The 17,202-nt window shown below is 57.3% G+C and carries 10 protein-coding genes; 7 read left to right on the forward strand and 3 right to left on the reverse strand.

What is annotated here, in order from left to right; all coding sequences use genetic code 11:
• The first annotated feature begins 91 nt into the window (after positions 1-91).
• Positions 92-1,543: an N-acetylglucosamine-binding protein GbpA gene (gene gbpA, locus IM300_RS13370; protein ID WP_193036910.1), complete on the forward strand. Its 1,452-nt coding sequence runs from the start codon at positions 92-94 to the stop codon at positions 1,541-1,543.
• Between the two features lie 60 nt (positions 1,544-1,603).
• On the opposite strand, the gene IM300_RS13375 is transcribed toward gbpA, so the two are convergent.
• Positions 1,604-3,988 (reverse strand): beta-N-acetylhexosaminidase, encoded by a 2,385-nt coding sequence (locus IM300_RS13375; protein ID WP_193036912.1) that lies wholly within the window; start codon positions 3,986-3,988, stop codon positions 1,604-1,606.
• A 178-nt stretch (positions 3,989-4,166) separates the two neighbouring features.
• Entirely contained in the window at positions 4,167-6,875 is a 2,709-nt protein-coding gene (mgtA, locus tag IM300_RS13380) for a magnesium-translocating P-type ATPase (RefSeq protein ID WP_193036914.1), read from the reverse strand.
• A gap of 387 nt (positions 6,876-7,262) precedes the next feature.
• On the opposite strand from mgtA, the gene treR reads away from it, so the two are divergent.
• From treR to IM300_RS13400, 4 genes are all read left to right on the forward strand, one after another.
• A complete protein-coding gene (gene treR, locus IM300_RS13385; RefSeq protein ID WP_063867230.1) occupies positions 7,263-8,210 on the forward strand; it encodes a trehalose operon repressor TreR in 948 nt (315 codons plus the stop codon).
• Between the two features lie 125 nt (positions 8,211-8,335).
• Positions 8,336-9,754 (forward strand): PTS trehalose transporter subunit IIBC, encoded by a 1,419-nt coding sequence (gene treB, locus IM300_RS13390; protein WP_193037009.1) that lies wholly within the window; start codon positions 8,336-8,338, stop codon positions 9,752-9,754.
• Positions 9,755-9,805: 51 nt separating this feature from the next.
• Positions 9,806-11,461, forward strand: coding sequence for an alpha,alpha-phosphotrehalase (gene treC / locus IM300_RS13395; protein WP_193036916.1), 1,656 nt, complete (start codon positions 9,806-9,808; stop codon positions 11,459-11,461).
• 134 nt (positions 11,462-11,595) lie between these two features.
• Positions 11,596-12,342 carry an oligogalacturonate-specific porin KdgM family protein gene (locus IM300_RS13400; protein ID WP_063450980.1) on the forward strand — a complete coding sequence of 249 codons (747 nt, stop codon included), beginning with the start codon at positions 11,596-11,598 and terminating at the stop codon, positions 12,340-12,342.
• An 8-nt stretch (positions 12,343-12,350) separates the two neighbouring features.
• On the opposite strand, the gene IM300_RS13405 is transcribed toward IM300_RS13400, so the two are convergent.
• Positions 12,351-13,010 carry a MurR/RpiR family transcriptional regulator gene (locus tag IM300_RS13405; RefSeq protein ID WP_112792386.1) on the reverse strand — a complete coding sequence of 220 codons (660 nt, stop codon included), beginning with the start codon at positions 13,008-13,010 and terminating at the stop codon, positions 12,351-12,353.
• A 179-nt stretch (positions 13,011-13,189) separates the two neighbouring features.
• Here IM300_RS13405 and IM300_RS13410 point away from each other — a divergent pair, with 179 nt between their 5' ends.
• Entirely contained in the window at positions 13,190-14,593 is a 1,404-nt protein-coding gene (locus IM300_RS13410; RefSeq protein ID WP_193036918.1) for a PTS fructose transporter subunit IIC, read from the forward strand.
• Positions 14,594-14,603: 10 nt separating this feature from the next.
• A complete protein-coding gene (locus IM300_RS13415; protein WP_193036919.1) occupies positions 14,604-17,201 on the forward strand; it encodes a glycoside hydrolase family 38 C-terminal domain-containing protein in 2,598 nt (865 codons plus the stop codon).
• Position 17,202 lies beyond the last annotated feature (1 nt).

Here is a 17,202-nt window from a genome sequence, read left to right on the forward strand (position 1 = left end):
ACCATTTTTACTCTCTGTACGAAATGACATATTACTTGTCCGATTATTAGAATCCTCCCGCCTAGTAATATTCTCTTTTTATGGATGAGTAATGAAACTTTCAAAAATCGCACTTGCGCTCGCAACATTGACCGTTGCGTCTTCCGCATTTGCCCACGGATATATTGAATCTCCTGCCAGCCGCGCCTATATGTGTAAGCTGGGTCAAAATATTGATTGCGGCTCCGTACAGTATGAACCGCAGAGCGTAGAGAAAACCTCCGGCTTCCCGACTGGGGCAGAGCCAGCAGACGGACACCTCGCCAGCGCGGGTATCTCACAATATTCTCAGCTGGATAAGCAGAGCCTGAATGCGTGGACTAAAAACCCAATGACCGCGGGCCCGCATGAATTTGTCTGGCACCATACTGCGCCGCACAAAACCACCAACTGGCGTTATTACATTACCAAACAAAACTGGGACCCAAATAAGCCGCTCACTCGCGATCAGTTTGAATTAACCCCGTTCTGTACAATTAACGGAAATAGCCAGGCGCCAGCCGTTACAAAATCCATGACCTGTAATGTTCCTGAGCGCACGGGCTATCAGGTCATTTACGGCGTATGGGAAATTGCAGATACCTCAAACAGCTTCTATCAGGCTATCGACGTTGATTTCGGCAATGGCGGCAACGTGACCCCAGACGAAACGCCTGCGATCGTATCCGAGTGGAGCAAAACCCTGAGCGGCCAGATTGCCGGTAATAACCTGAACGTGGGCGATAAGGTTATCGCACGCTTCTTCGACGCCCACGGCGAAGTGACCGCCATGCGCACCGAGATGACCATCGGCTCTGCTGAGCAGGGCGACGCTAACCAGTGGTCTTACGATCTGGCGCAGAAGATCAACACCGCGCAGCACGACGTGCGCGTCGGCGTGAAGGATGAGGCCGGTGACATCAGCCCGGTTCACGGCGCTAACAGCGTCTTCGTGAAAGACGGCAGCACCTTACAGTCCGTTGCTATCTCTTATGAAGAGCAGAAAGCGCAGGTGAGCGAGAGCATCGCCGTTACCGATCTGCAATACAGCAAAATCGAACATGGCAACGCGACCGTGACCTTCCACGTGAATACGCAGGGCGACGTGAATTTTGAAGCACACGTGATGAACCACCACGGTGCGGAAAAAGGCTACCTGAAGCAGGACATGAACAACAGCAATCAGGACGTCACCATGACCCTGACCGACGTGACCGCCGGCCACCACATGCTGAAATACTACGCGACCAATAAAGACGGCACGATGTTCGCGCAGGACGTGCTGAACCTGATGCTGGAAAGCGATGCAGCCGCGGACAGCACCGGTCACCACGACTTTACCTTCCCGGACAATATCGCGTCTTACAAGGCAGGTACCGTGGTGCTTCAGCCTAAAGACGGTAAGACCTACGAATGTAAGCCTTTCCCGTACAGCGGCTACTGCGTGCAGTACAGCCCAGCCGCAAACCAGTATGAGCCAGGCGTTGGCGCACACTGGAAAGAGGCATGGGTTCTGAAGAACTGAGTAGCCTTTACGCCCGGCGGCACTTCGTTTGCCGGGCCTACACGCCACCGGGCATGTGTATTACTGATTCCGCGTGGCGCGTAGCAGCGTCTCCAGCGGATAGACCGCCGCAATCACCACCTCATCCTGAATCTTCGCCGCGCTGTCCAGCTCGCTCTGGATCGAGGCGATCTCTTTGTCGTCCAGCGTCCCCTGACGCGCCACCAGATCCGTCAGCCTCAGGCCAATCGAGGCCAGCTTATCCACCTCCTGAATCACCGGCTTAATGGCCTTCAGCTGATAGCTGTTTTCGCTTAAGGCCAGCACATCGCTGGTGTTGTTCTGCCAGCGGTTAAAGACGTGGCGCAGCGCCTCGGCGCTTTCCGTGTCTTCCGCGTCGCTGACCAGACGGTCGGCCCATTTATTCATCTGACGCACGGTAGCACTTTCAGCGTTTAGCGCGTCCGCGAGCCGGTTGAGCGGCTCAAACTGATGGTAGTTTCCGGCCTGGAACTTGAGATGCTGGCGGGTGTAATACTGCGCCGGCTCGAGCGTCTGAGCGAGGATTTGCAGCGGCAAGGTATCCGCATTATTTGCCAGCCGCGTGAACTGTACCTGCTGCTGGGTATGCTGCTGTAGACCAACCGACACCGTGGACCAGCTGTCCATCGCCTGTAGCCGGGTATACATGTTGTCGACGTCGTTCACGTCCTTCGCCGACCACAGCCGCTCCGCCACGGCAAAGGCGCGCGGCCACAGGCGGATGTCCAGCACCGGCGCGACCACATTTTCCGCCCACAGCGCGGCTTCACCGCCGAGCAGGTTGGCCTCGTTCGCCGGGTCCGGCACCACGGGCGGTATGCCTTTTGGCACCTCGTCCAGACGCGAACCGTCGATTGGGTAGCGCGCGTTGCCCACCAGGAAATAACCGCTGAGCTTATCGTTCGCAACTGAAACGACCGGGCGCGTTTCACCCATCCAGGTGTCAACGGTAAACGTCACCTGGTTGTCGCCTCGCCACTGAATGTTATTCACCACCCGACGCGATTTCCCGGCAAAATCAATAAATCCGCGCCATCCGGCGTCCCCTTTCACCAGCGTAAAGCTCCCCTCTACCGGCTTCCCTTTCAGGCGCGGCATGGAGAAAGTCCAGCTCTGTGCGCTGTCGGTGTCCGCTATCACATCCACGCCATTCAGCCCCTGCGGCACGATTTCGTTGCGGTAGTGATAGGCGGTGGACTGCGGCTGGTCGAGGTAGAAGCCGGTTGAGAGAATGCCCTTATAGCCGTTCTGCGCCACCTGCCCCAGCGCGTCCTGCCCCTGCCAGGACTGGATCAGAATGCTTTTCGGCAGATCGGGATGGTAGATCTCGTCCCAGCCGACCATCTGCCGGTGGTGCTTCTCAAGGATCGTCTCCAGCTTGCGGTTGAAATACGCCTGCAACGCGTGGCTGTCCGCCAGTTTGTTGTCGCGCATAAATCGCTGGATCGCCGCGTTCGCCTTCCACTGGCTGTCGTCCACCTCATCGCCGCCGATATGCAGATACGGATCGGGGAAGATCGCCGCCAGTTCGCTGACCATCGCGTCGGCAAAGGTGTAGGTCGCCTCTTTGGTGGGGTCCAGCACCGGCTTCAGCACGCCCCAGTGGCGCTCCATGGCGTACGGCCCCGGCGCGCTCATCAGTTCCGGATAGGCGACGGCAATCGCTGAGGCGTGGCCCGGCATATCGATTTCCGGCACCACGCGTATGCCGCGTTCGGCAGCGTAACGCACAATCTCGCGCATCTGTTCAGGGGTGTAGAACAGCCCGTCGCTGGCAAGCTGGGTTAATTTTGGATAACGCTTCGAGGTAAAGCGCCAGCCCTGATCGTCAGTCAGATGCCAGTGCAGAACGTTGAGCTTAGCCGCGGCCATACCGTCGATCTGGCGTTTGATATCGGGTAACGGGATGAAATGGCGCGCCGAATCAAGCAGCAGCCCGCGCCACGGAAAGCGCGGCGAATCTTCGATGGTAATCCACGGAATCGAGGTGTTTTCGGCACCGTTCTGCATTAGTTGGAGCAAGGTTTCCATTGCGCGCAATGCGCCAAAGCGGGTGTTGGCGGAGATGTTCACGCCGTTGGCATCGACCTTCAGCGTATAGCTTTCATCGCTGTCCGGCAGCGGCTGCGGCTTCACCTTTTTAGCGATGGCGATGCGGATGGTCGGCTTGTCAGGTTTTTCGGCCTGCGGCTGTAGCGTCCAGCCGGTTTGCAGCGCAATGCGCTGGCGCAGGCGGTTGACCGCATCCCCCAGATCGTCGCCGCTGACGCTCACGGAGAGTTGATTGTTAAGCACCAGCGCGCCCTGAGTCGTCGGGCGTTCAACCTTCGCAGGCCAGGGCATCAGTGGAAGGTCGCCCGCCGGCGCGGCAAAAGCGGAGGCGCCGAGCATAAGCCCGGCGGTGAAGAGACTGTACCGTAACATGAATGTTCCTTATCTGACGGGCCAAATACAGGCAAAACATTCTGTTAACATGCGTACAAATTGTCGTCAAGCGAATGCGCCGACGGAGATCACAGGTTGTTGAATTTGGGAGGAAAGCCAGATGCCGGGTGGCGGCTTCGCCTTACCCGGCCTACGTCTGGATTGTGGCAAAATGAGCTTACTGCCACCCATATCGACGCGCATAGAATCCTTTCACCATCTGCGTCAGCACCATATAGCCCGCGAGGATCGCCACCAGCCACGGGAAGTAGTTCAGCGGCAGCGCCTGAAGTTGCAGGTAACCTGCAAGAGGCGAGAACGGCAGCGCGACCCCGAGCGCCATCACAATGCCCGTCATCACAATCAGCGGCCACGCGGCACGGCTCTGGATAAACGGAATGCGGCGGGTGCGGATCATGTGCACAATCAGCGTCTGGGACAGCAGCCCTACCACGAACCAGCCGGACTGGAACAGCGTCTGGTGTTCCGGCGTGTTGGCGTGGAACACAAACCACATCAGGCAGAAGGTCAGAATGTCGAAGATGGAGCTGATCGGCCCAAAGAACAGCATAAAGCGCCCCAGATCGGCGGGGTTCCAGCGCTGCGGCTTCTGGATCTGCTCGTCGTCCACGTTATCAAACGGGATCGCTACCTGAGAGACATCGTACATCAGGTTCTGGATCAGCAGGTGCAGCGGCAGCATCGGCAGGAACGGCAGAAACGCGCTCGCCACCAGCACGCTGAAGACGTTACCGAAGTTGGAGCTGGCGGTCATTTTGATGTACTTCAGCATGTTGGCGAAGGTACGACGCCCTTCGATGACGCCCTCCTCCAGCACCATCAGGCTCTTTTCAAGCAGGATGATATCCGCCGCCTCGCGGGCAATATCCACCGCGCCGTCCACGGAGATGCCAATGTCCGCCGCACGCAGGGCGGGCGCATCGTTGATGCCGTCGCCCATAAAGCCCACCACGTGCCCTTCACGACGCAGCAGCGTCACAATGCGCTCTTTGTGCATCGGCGTCAGGCGGGCAAACAGCGTGGTGCGCTGGGCAAGCTGCGCCAGTTCGTCGTCAGAAAGCGTTTCGATGTCGCTCCCCACCACCACGTCGCCCGCGTCCAGCCCCACTTCGGAGCACACTTTGGCCGCCACCAGCTCGCTGTCGCCGGTCAGGATTTTGACGGTAATACCGCTCGCCTTCAGTGCCTTCAGCGCGGGGGCGGTGGTCTCCTTCGGCGGATCGAGGAAGGCGATGTAACCTTCGAGGATCAGGTCGGATTCGTCGATACGCTGATAGTCACCCTCGCGCGCGGGCAGGAATTTGCTCGCCACCGCCACCACGCGCAGCCCCTGACGGTTCAGGCTATCGGTGACGCGCTTGATGCGGCGCAGCATTGTGTCGTCCAGCGGCACGATCTCCCCGTTATGGCGCACCTGCGTTGAAACGTTCAGGATCTCCTGCAACGCCCCCTTGCAGATCAGCTGATGCACGTCCGGCTGCTCGCTGACCACTACCGACATGCGGCGGCGCTCAAAGTCGAACGGGATTTCGTCCACCTTCTGCCAGCGCCCAGAGAGCATGCGGGCAGACTCTTCATCCACGCCTTCCAGCACCGCCACGTCGAGCAGGTTTTTCAGCCCGGTCTGGTAATGGCTGTTCAGCCACGCGCTGTACAGCACGCGCTCGCTGGTCTTCCCGGCAATATCGGTATGATTCTCCAGCACAATTTTGTCCTGGGTCAGGGTGCCGGTTTTATCGGTGCAGAGAATGTCCATCGCGCCAAAGTTCTGGATGGCGTCGAGGTGTTTGACGATGACCTTTTGTTTAGAGAGTTTGACCGCCCCGCGCGCCAGCGTGGAGGTCACGATCATCGGCAGCATTTCCGGCGTCAGGCCAACGGCCACGGAGAGCGCGAACAGCGCCGCTTCCCACCAGTCGCCTTTGGTGTAGCCGTTGATCAGCAGGACAATCGGCGTCATGACCATCATAAAGCGGATCAGCAGCATGCTGACGCGGCCAATGCCTTTCTGGAACGCATTCGGCTCGCTCTCCTGCTCGCTGACGCGCCCGGCCAGCTGCCCAAACCAGGTGTTGCCGCCGGTGGCAGTGACAATCGCCTGCGCCGTGCCGCTGACCACCGTGGTGCCCATAAAGCACAGGGTGTCGCACTCAAGCGGGTTCATCTGCTGCGGGTCGCGGGTCCGCGCGACCTTCTCCACGGGCAGGGATTCACCGGTCAGTGAGGCCTGGGCGACGAACAGATCCCGCGCCTGGATGATGCGTAAATCCGCCGGGATCATGTCCCCCGCCGCCAGCTTCACCAGATCGCCCGGCACCAGCTGGTCAATGGGCAGCTCAATCCAGGCGTTTTCGCCGAGATCGTTAATCACGCGCGAGACGGTCGCGGTGTTGCTGACCATCGCCTTCAGGGCGTCTGCCGCTTTGGTGGAGCGCGCTTCCTGAATAAAGTTAAGCAGCGTGGAGATGCCCACCATCAGGGCGATCACGCCTGCGGCAAACAGATCTTCAGTGGCGTAAGAGATAATCCCGAGCACCGTCAGCAGCAGGTTGAACGGATTGCGATAGCAGAGCCACAGGTGGACCCACCAGGGAGAGGGTTTCTGCGCCGGGATTTGGTTGTCGCCATGTTCCGCGCGGCTTTTTAACACTTCTTGCGCGTTCAGCCCTTCCGGGTGGCCGCCAAAGGCGCGCCAGACTTCGTTTTCATCCATCGCCGCCACGTTCAGGCAGCGCTCGGTCAGGGAAGCGGGAATCGCCGCTCCCGCCATGGTGTTGGCATTTGGCAGCGGATCGCGCGCAATCAGGCGGCGTGGCAGATGGCGGCTCAGCTGCGTAAACAGCTGCCGGGTGAAATTTTTCAGCATAGTCATTCCCCCGCATCCGCAAAGGCGGACGCAGTCTTTCCCGCAGGCGTGGCAAAGCCTTACCTGTCAGGCACTTAATTTAACAAGCAGGAACGTATGAACGTTGCTGCCTCACGCCGGTGAGACAGCAAAAGGCTGGCTTACCGGAAAGAAGGTTTTCTCCTGGTCAGGAGAGGTACGGGATCGGGATCCATGTGGCCTCCGGTAAGTAAAAAGTAGAGTTTCGGCACGCAGTATAGAGATTTAACCATACCGTTTGTGGCTAATCGGGCGGTATTATAACGCCCTGCAAATAAACCAAACGTAAACCAGACTTTGCCCATAGCGAATTCGCAGGATAGCATTAGGCTCAATTGACCATTTTATCGTTGTTACAGGGAATACAGCATGCAGAACCGCCTTACGATTAAAGATATCGCGCGTTTAAGCGGCGTGGGGAAATCGACCGTCTCACGCGTGCTGAACAACGAAAGCGGTGTCAGCGAGCGCACCCGCGAGCGCGTCGAGGCGGTGATGAATCAGCACGGTTTTTCCCCTTCCCGCTCCGCGCGCGCCATGCGCGGGCAGAGCGATAAAGTGGTCGCCATTATTGTCTCGCGTCTGGATTCCCTCTCCGAAAACCTCGCCGTACAAACCATGCTTCCCGCCTTTTACGAGCAGGGCTACGATCCGATCATGATGGAGAGCCAGTTCTCCGCACAAATGGTGGAGGAGCATCTGGGTATGCTTCAGCGCCGCAACATTGACGGCGTGGTGCTGTTCGGGTTTACCGGCCTGAAAGAGGACGTGCTGAAGCCCTGGCAGCCGTCGCTGGTGCTGCTGGCGCGCGACGCCAGCGGGTTTGCCTCCGTTTGTTATGATGACGAAGGAGCGATAGTGATCCTGATGCAGCGCCTGTATGAACAGGGCCATCGGCATATCAGCTATCTCGGCGTGCCGCATGCCGACGTCACCACCGGCAAGCGTCGCCATGAAGCGTATCTGGCGTTTTGTAAAAAAAACAACCTCCCTGCCGTGGCCGCGCTGCCGGGGCTGGGCATGAAGCAGGGATATGAGCAGGTCGCCAGCGTGCTAACCCCGCACACCACCGCCCTGGTGTGCGCCACGGATACCCTTGCATTAGGCGCGAGCAAATATTTGCAGGAGCAGCGCATCGGGGAGCTGCAATTAGCGAGCGTGGGAAACACGCCGCTGATGAAGTTCTTACACCCGGAGATTATCAGCGTTGATCCCGGCTACGGCGAGTCTGGCCGTCAGGCTGCCGCGCAGCTGATCGAGCAGATCAACGGTCGTGCAGAGCCGCGTCAGATCGTTATTCCTGCCCACCTCTCATAACCTTCTTGAATGGATTATTGTGATCTCCGCCCGATTTCGGGAACGTTCCCATTTTCGCCGTCACGCTGAAAGAGTAGGCTTGCGCTCAGGTCATTACCCCTATCAACCGGTCATGAGGTTTCATGATGAGTAAAGTCAAACAAGCAGATATCGATCGGCTTATCGCCCTGGTCGGCGGACGCGAGAACATCGCCACCGTCAGCCACTGCATTACCCGCCTGCGCTTCGTGCTGAACGATCCGGCCAAGGCCGATCCGAAGGCCATTGAAGAGCTTAAGATGGTTAAAGGCTGCTTCACCAACGCCGGACAATTCCAGGTGGTGATTGGTACCGAAGTGGGCGATTACTATCAGGCTCTGCTGGCGACTACCGGGCACGCTTCCGCCGATAAGGAGCAGGCGAAGAAGGCGGCGCGCCAGAATATGAAATGGCACGAGCAGCTGATTTCCCACTTCGCGGAGATCTTCTTCCCGCTGCTGCCGGCGCTGATCAGCGGGGGCTTAATTCTCGGCTTCCGTAACGTCATCGGCGACGTGCCGATGAGCGACGGTAAAACCCTGGCGCAGATGTACCCGGCGCTGCAAAGCATCTATGACTTCCTGTGGCTGATTGGCGAGGCGATCTTCTTCTATCTGCCGGTCGGGATTTGCTGGTCGGCGGTGCGCAAGATGGGTGGCACGCCGATTCTGGGCATCGTACTGGGCGTTACGCTGGTCTCTCCGCAGTTAATGAACGCTTACTTACTTGGTCAGCAGATGCCGGAAGTGTGGAACTTTGGCCTGTTTACCATCGCCAAGGTGGGCTATCAGGCGCAGGTGATCCCGGCGCTGCTGGCGGGCCTGGCGCTGGGCTTTATTGAAACGCGCCTGAAGCGCATCGTGCCGGATTACCTCTATCTGGTGGTGGTCCCGGTCTGCTCGCTGATCCTGGCGGTGTTTCTGGCGCACGCTTTTATCGGTCCGTTTGGCCGCATGATTGGTGACGGCGTGGCCTTCGCGGTCCGTCACCTGATGACCGGCAGCTTCGCGCCGATTGGTGCCGCGCTGTTTGGCTTCCTGTACGCTCCGCTGGTGATCACCGGCGTGCACCAGACCACCCTGGCCATCGATATGCAGATGATTCAAAGCCTCGGCGGTACGCCGGTCTGGCCGATTATCGCCCTGTCTAATATCGCGCAGGCGTCTGCGGTCACCGGCATCATTATCGTCAGCCGTAAGCACAACGAGCGTGAGATCTCCGTTCCGGCGGCTATTTCCGCCTACCTCGGCGTCACCGAACCGGCGATGTACGGCATCAACCTGAAGTACCGCTTCCCGATGCTCTGCGCGATGATCGGCTCTGGTCTGGCGGGCCTGCTGTGCGGCCTGAATAGCGTGATGGCGAACGGGATTGGTGTCGGTGGCCTGCCGGGAATCCTCTCCATTCAGCCCGCTTTCTGGCAGGTATTTGCGCTGGCCATGGCGGTGGCGATTATCATCCCAATGGTGCTGACCACCGTGGTTTACCAGCGTAAGTTCCGTCAGGGCACGTTGCAGATTGTTTAATTCCCTCTTTCGGGGCGCAGTTGCGCCCCTTCGCATTTGCAGGAAAGCACTATGAATACCCTTCCTCACTGGTGGCAGAACGGCGTTATCTATCAGATTTACCCAAAGAGTTTTCAGGACACGACCGGCAGCGGTACGGGCGATCTGCGCGGCGTGACGCAGCGCCTGGACTACCTGAAAACCCTCGGCATTGACGCCATCTGGCTGACGCCGTTCTACATCTCCCCGCAGGTGGATAACGGTTACGACGTGGCGAACTACACCGCCATCGACCCGACCTACGGCACGCTGGACGACTTTGACGAGCTGGTTGCCGAGGCGCACGATCGCGGCATCCGCATCGTGCTGGATATGGTCTTTAACCATACCTCCACGCAGCACGCCTGGTTCCGCGAATCGCTGAACAAAGAGAGTCCGTACCGCCAGTTTTACATCTGGCGCGACGGCACGCCGGACGTGCTTCCCAACAACTGGCGCTCGAAATTTGGCGGCAACGCCTGGCGCTGGCACGCCGAAAGCGAGCAGTATTATCTGCATCTCTTCGCGCCGGAGCAGGCGGATCTCAACTGGGAAAACCCGGCGGTGCGTGCCGAGCTGAAAAAAGTGTGCGAGTTCTGGGCCGATCGCGGCGTGGACGGTTTGCGTCTCGACGTCATCAACCTGATTTCGAAAGATCAGACCTTCCCGGACGATCCCTTCGGCGATGGTCGTCGCTTCTACACCGACGGGCCGCGCATTCACGAATATCTTCAGGAGATGAGCCGCGACGTCTTTACCCCGCGCAACCTGATGACGGTGGGCGAGATGTCTTCCACCTCGCTGGAGAACTGCCAGCAGTACGCGGCGCTCGACGGGCGCGAGCTGTCGATGACCTTTAACTTCCACCACCTGAAGGTGGACTATCCCGGCGGCGAAAAGTGGACGCTGGCGAAGCCGGACTTCGTGGCGCTGAAAACCCTCTTCCACCACTGGCAGCAGGGAATGCACAACAAAGCGTGGAACGCGCTGTTCTGGTGTAACCACGATCAGCCGCGCATCGTGTCGCGTTTTGGCGACGAAGGTGAACACCGCGTGGCGGCGGCGAAAATGCTCGGCATGGTGCTGCACGGCATGCAGGGCACGCCGTACATCTATCAGGGTGAAGAGCTGGGCATGACCAACCCGCACTTCAGCCGCATCACCGACTACCGCGACGTGGAAAGCCTGAACATGTTCGCCGAACAGCGGGCTAACGGCCGCGATACCGATGAACTCCTGGCGATTCTGGCGAGTAAATCCCGGGATAATGGTCGTACGCCGATGCAGTGGGATGCCTCGCACAGCGCGGGGTTTACCGCGGGCGAACCGTGGATTGGCGTCTGTGATAATTACGAAACGGTGAACGCCCGCGCGGCGCTGGACGACCCTGGTTCGGTGTTTTACACCTATCAGTCGCTGATTCGCCTGCGCAAATCTCTGTCGGTGCTGACGTGGGGGGATTATGAGGATCTCCTGCCTGAGCACCCTTCCCTGTGGTGCTATCGCCGCCAGTGGCAGGGGCAAACGCTGATGGTGGTGGCGAACCTGAGCCGCGAGCGCCAGCAGTGGCAGCCGGCCCCGGTAGAGGGAGCATGGCGGGTGGCGCTCAGTAACTATGAAGAGGTTCCCTCCCGACCCGATACGCTGCAACTGCGCCCGTTTGAAGCCATCTGGTGGGTGCAGGAATAAATATCAGGAGGGACAGCATGCTGTCTCTCTTTTTTTATGTTTAGCGATACGCTAAATGTACGACGATAGCTTTTACATCATGCCGTGCCAAAAATAAAAATAGCCCTGCTAATTAATAACCTCGGCAGGACATGATGAAAAAGACAATTATTAAAGTAACGTGTATTAGCGCATTATTATTGAGCACACAGGGATGGTGCGGAAATACGTCCGTCGACCTTCGCTTTGGCCATAATACGCGCTCTGACGTAAATGATTCACGTATTAAGGTTATGCATCAGGCGGATAACGGTTTTTACTTTTCCGTTGAAGCTGCACAAAACCACAACGATACTTTTTTTGGTGATACCGACCGAAATAACCCCGATGACAAAGGATTAACGGAGGCGGCACAGGAGATTGAAACGCGCTGGCGCTTCAATCTGGGCAATGGCTTTGCCGTTGCGCCTGGCATGGTGACGGTTTTCACCCCCAGTAATACCCACTATCGCCCCTTCATTCAGGGCTGGAAAGCGTTCGATAACGGTCTGAACCTCTCTGCCCGCTATCGTTATAACACCATCAATGACGCGCACAGCGACAAAGAACTCGACGGCAGCGGCTATACCCGCCGTCAGTCACACCAGTTCGACATTTGGTTCGCCTATAACATTGGCAAATTCGGTATGTCCTATAACCCACGCTTCCGCTGGCAGGATAACGTCGATCAGGGAACCGGGGATGACACCTACTGGGAGCATACCGTCGCGTTTAACTACAGCCTTGACGACGGCTGGACGCCTTACGTCGAACTGGTGTCACTGGATAAAACCTATATCAACAATGACGGCAACCATGAAAATGATTATGCCGTACGTCTGGGGATAGTGAAGCAACTCTGACGGCCTGACTACACCGTATCGTGCTGTAGCAACCTACAGCCGATACGGTCCACGGCGCTTAACAGTTCAAGCTGTCCTTCCCTCTGATACAGCGATACCGCGTTGATGTCGATCACTAGCGGCCAGCATAGCGATGAGATCGCCGCCAGCGTCGACCCCTCGCGGGTAATCGCAATAATCTTTAACCCTTTTCGCAGCGCGTTACGCGCCATTTCAATCAGCGACTGCGTCTCCCCGGATTTACTGATCAGTACCAGCGTCCCCTTCGATACCCGTGTCAGCTGGTGCATATCATTCAAAATGAGGTGCGGCAGACTCGCCAGGGATAAAAAACGCGACAGGTAGTTGAGGCTGGTGAGTGAAGCACCGCGCGCGTACAGATAAATATGGCTGGAATGGGTGAGCAGCCTGGACACCTCCGCCACAATATCGTCCGTGTGCGGCCCAGCGTCGGGGGCGGCAGGCGCTGGGGTAAAATGATCGCGTAAAAAACGATACCGAAGCTCGGTATAGCTTTTATAGCCCATTTTTTTACACACTCGATTAACGGATGTTGTCGTTGTAAAGGTATCCCGGGCGATCTCTTTTGCCGATATATTAGAAATATTAGACGCATGATACTGAATGTATTCAAATATCAAACGTTCACTTCCCTGAAATGAATTCATATATTACACCCTGTTTAATCCCGGCATGATATTAACATAACAGAAAAATAGCCTCTGGAAGACGCTTCACATAATGCAGCGTCGCGTATCACGATACGTAATTAGTATTAGCAAACATTAAAAACTGTTTTAGGTTCTCTTTATACTTTCCCGGTTTTCACATCCAGGGAATTATGACAATGACGAAACAAAAAGTTGTCGCGGTGACGGCCTGCCCGACAGGTATCGCACACACCTTCATGGCGGCGAATAAAATTATTGCATGGGCTAAAGAGCACAATATTGAGGTTAAGGTCGAAACGCAGGGCAGCGACGGCGTAAAAAATCGCTTAACAAAACAGGATATCGCCTCCGCCACGGCCATTATTCTGGCCACCGACGTTCCCATTCAGGATGCCGAACGTTTTGAAAATATTCCCCATCTTCAGACCCGCACGCAAGCGCTGATCAAGCATACCGATCGCTATCTGCGTCAGGCCTTGGCCATGGAAAAAAACGTCACCGCCTCCTCCGTAGCAGACGACGACGAGCGCCAGCATTCGGCTTACCAGATTTTTATCGGCCATATTATGGCGGCCATCAGCTATATGCTGCCGGTTGTGGTCATGGGCGGGCTGATGATGGCAACGGCCAAAATCACCGGCCAGTTTATCAACATCGACCATTCGCCGTTCAGCGTGCTGGATAAAGTGGGCTTTATGACCATTAAGTTCATGTATCCGGTTTTCGCCATGTACCTGGCATTTTCCATTGCCGGAAAACCGGCGCTGATCCCCGGACTTATCGGCGGCATCATGTCAGACGAGGTCTACAAACGCTTCTTTGATATTGAAGGCTTTATGCCGTCCGGCTTTTTCGGCGCGATTGGCATCGGCTTTTTCGTCGGCTATCTGGTGCGCTGGCTGAATGATTCCATTCACGTCCGCCAGCAGCTCACCACTATCAAAACTATGCTGGTCGTCCCGCTGATCACCGGCATTACGCTGGTGATGGTCATGGAATATTTGATTAACCCGATTTTTGGCTCGCTTAACCAGCTGATGGTGGTCTTTTTTACCTCGGCAGGTGACACCGGGCGCGGATTCTATTCCGCGATGATCGCCGCAGGCACCGCGTTCGACCTGGGCGGCCCGGTCAATAAGGCGGCGGGTTCGGTCGCGCTCGGCCTGAATGGCATGAGCGAGACGTTTGATTTAACCGCCCGCGAACTCTCCATCGTGATCCCCTCCATTGGCGTCGGCTTTGCCGCTTTTCTTAACGGCCGCTTTGGGCTACCGGATGTCTTTAGCCAGGAAGAGAAAACCGTTGGCAGCACCTCGTTATTGCTGGGCGTGATTGGGATCTCGGAAGGCGCTATCCCGTTCATCCTGAAAAACCCACGCCTGATCCCGGTGTTCATGGCCGGTGCCGTCGCCGGCGCGCTGGTCGCCATCACCCTTGGCGTGAAGCAGACGCTGCCGCTGCCAGCCATCTGGGGCTGGCCGCTGGCGACCAACGTGGCGGGCTACCTGGCGAGCGTCTTTACTGGCGCACTGATTTGCGCTCTGGGCGTGCTCTATGTCAGCCCAAAGAACGCCAGCTAAGGGGAAGGTCATGAATCAGATCCACGTCATTGCCCATACGCACTGGGATCAGGAGTGGTATTTCACCCGTCAGGACAGCATGGTGCTGGCGTCATATAACTTTGCGGACGTCATCGACACGCTGGAGCAGGACCCCGCTTACAGCTGCTACCACCTTGACGGGCAGATGGCGGTAGTGGAGGATTTTCTCGCCATCAATCCCGATTATCGCGCCAGGCTGGAAAAACTGGTCAAAGAAAAAAGGATCTTTGTAGGGCCGTGGTATACCCAGACGGACACCTACAACGTGCATGGCGAATCCATTATTCGCAATCTTAAGTACGGCATCTTCGCCGCCCGTAAGCTGGGGCACGCCATGCAGGTTGGGTATCTTCCGGACACCTTCGGCCACAATGCGCAAATGCCCACGATTTTGCAGGGCTGCAATATCGACAACATCGTCTTCTGGCGCGGCATCGATCACGACAGACAGGCGAAAAGCAGCCAGTTCCTGTGGCGGGCGCCGTCAGGTGCGACCGTTATCGCCTGCGCGATGGCATTCGGTTACGGCGCGGCTAAAAACATCTCTTCAGACGCGGGTCATTTGCAGGGAAAAATCTTCCCGATGGTTAATCTCCTGCGCTCGCGGGCCGGAATAAATGACCTGCTGCTGCCCTGCGGCGGCGATCAGGTCAGTATCGACCCGGCGCTGCCGAAAATTCTACAGATCGCCAGCGCACGCTCCCCCAATGAAGACCGCTACGTTATCAGTTCGCTGGAGCGCTACGTCGACATTCTGCGCGCGCAGCGTGAACAGTTTGAACGCTGGGAAGGAGAGCTGAAATCGCCGCGCTATACCCGCATCCATAAAACGATCGGATCCGTGCGCTACGACATCAAAAAGAAAAATGATGATGTTGAGCAGTTCATCCTGCGACAGCTGGAGCCGACAATCGCCATGGCGCGTCATCAGGGGCTGCCAGTCAACCTCTCGGTGGTCGATACGCTCTGGAAGAAGCTGTTGCGAAGCCATGCCCATGACTCCATCGGCGGCTGTAATAGCGATACCACCAACCGCGACATTCTGCATCGGCTGGAGCAAACCGAACAGCTGTGCCACAGCCTGTGGAACCTGGTGGTAAAAACCCTGAGCGCCGCCTGCGCTCGGGAAGGCGACCTGCTGATTTTCAACCCGCTGGGCACCCCAACGCGACGCGTGGTGATGACCACACTTTATAGCCGGGCTGAAAATATCGCCCTGAAATATCAGGGACAGGCCATCCCCTTCGACGTCCTGAAAAGAGACATTCTGCCAGGCGGAACGGCAGTCTCCCTTAACGCCGAAGGCGAATGTGAAACGCCCCTTCCCCCTTATTATCGCTGGCACGTTGCTGTGAAAACACCGGTTCTGCCGCCGGTCGGCTATCTCAGCATTAACGTTGAAGATGACCCGGCGCCTTTCCGGCAGCCTGAACAGACAACGGGCAGCGAGATAGAGAATGCGCATTATCGATTAACGCTGGCCGACGGAACGCTCACCCTGCACGACAAACGCAGCGGCAGATGCATCCCCTCGTTCTTTACCCTTGAAGACTGTGCGGATGCGGGCGACAGCTACGATTTCTCACCGCTCGCGGGCGATACACCGACGCGATGCGACCATTTCACGCTTGTCGACTGCCTTAAAACGCCGCTTATCGAAAAGCTGATCGTTGAAGCCACCCTGTTTCTTCCGCCGGATCTCGCCGGACGCCAGGATACTGCCCGAACGCCGTTATCCCTTCGTCTGGAATGCACATTACGCGAAGACGATCCGAACCTGTATGTGGACAGTTCGCTGGAAAACAGCCACTGCGATCACCGGCTACGTTTACTGATCGGCAGCGATATTCACACCCGGCACGCTATCGCCTCGCAGCCCTTCGCGATAATCCAGCGCGAAACGGGATATCACGAAGAAAACTGGCGAGAACACTATCGCGAAATGCCCGTGAATATCGAAACCAGCGAGGGAATCATTGCTGTTGCGGAAGCGGGCAAAGCGCTGGTGGTGAATAGCCGCGGCATGAAGGAGTTTCAGATAATCGGTAGCGCGCCGGCTGCTATTGCCCTGACGTTGTTTAAATCCACGGGCGTGCTCGGGCGCAACGATCTCGAATGGCGACCGGGCCGGGCGTCCGGCATCAATAATACGGTGGTCGAGACCCCCGATGCGCAGCTGCTGAAACCGTTGTGCTTCTCGTTCACCGTCGCGCTGGCCGACAGCGCCGATCATCTCACGCTTCGCCAGCTGGAAAACCAGGCTGCGGGACAGCCTTTCACCTATCAGCGGCAAACGCTACACACGCTCGATCACCGCCTTGAGCGCTTTTCGTTGCGTCTGCCCGACCGCAGGCTTCCGGCAGAATTCTCATTATTGAGCCTGCCGGAGCCGCTCATTCTCTCTGCCCTGCCCCATGCGCAGCACTCCTCTGGCACGGTCGTTCGGGTGTTTAACGCCGGCACGCAGTCGGTTCCCGTCCCGACAAGTCTGGCGGGGCTTCGTCAGATCAACTACCTGGAAGAGCCCGTGCAACCGGTAACGGCGATTTCACCTTCCGCGACATGCGATTTTTTGATTGAGGCTTAAT

This window comes from Enterobacter cloacae complex sp. I2, assembly GCF_014896205.1.
In the GTDB taxonomy this organism is placed as follows: Bacteria; Pseudomonadota; Gammaproteobacteria; order Enterobacterales; family Enterobacteriaceae; genus Enterobacter; species Enterobacter quasihormaechei.

Coding starts and splice junctions, on each gene's coding strand:
- gbpA (WP_193036910.1), top strand. CDS start 92: ATGAAACTTTCAAAAATCGCACTTGCGCTCGCAACATTGACCGTTGCG.
- IM300_RS13375 (WP_193036912.1), bottom strand. CDS start 3,988: ATGTTACGGTACAGTCTCTTCACCGCCGGGCTTATGCTCGGCGCCTCC.
- mgtA (WP_193036914.1), bottom strand. CDS start 6,875: ATGCTGAAAAATTTCACCCGGCAGCTGTTTACGCAGCTGAGCCGCCAT.
- treR (WP_063867230.1), top strand. CDS start 7,263: ATGCAGAACCGCCTTACGATTAAAGATATCGCGCGTTTAAGCGGCGTG.
- treB (WP_193037009.1), top strand. CDS start 8,336: ATGAGTAAAGTCAAACAAGCAGATATCGATCGGCTTATCGCCCTGGTC.
- treC (WP_193036916.1), top strand. CDS start 9,806: ATGAATACCCTTCCTCACTGGTGGCAGAACGGCGTTATCTATCAGATT.
- IM300_RS13400 (WP_063450980.1), top strand. CDS start 11,596: ATGAAAAAGACAATTATTAAAGTAACGTGTATTAGCGCATTATTATTG.
- IM300_RS13405 (WP_112792386.1), bottom strand. CDS start 13,010: ATGAATTCATTTCAGGGAAGTGAACGTTTGATATTTGAATACATTCAG.
- IM300_RS13410 (WP_193036918.1), top strand. CDS start 13,190: ATGACGAAACAAAAAGTTGTCGCGGTGACGGCCTGCCCGACAGGTATC.
- IM300_RS13415 (WP_193036919.1), top strand. CDS start 14,604: ATGAATCAGATCCACGTCATTGCCCATACGCACTGGGATCAGGAGTGG.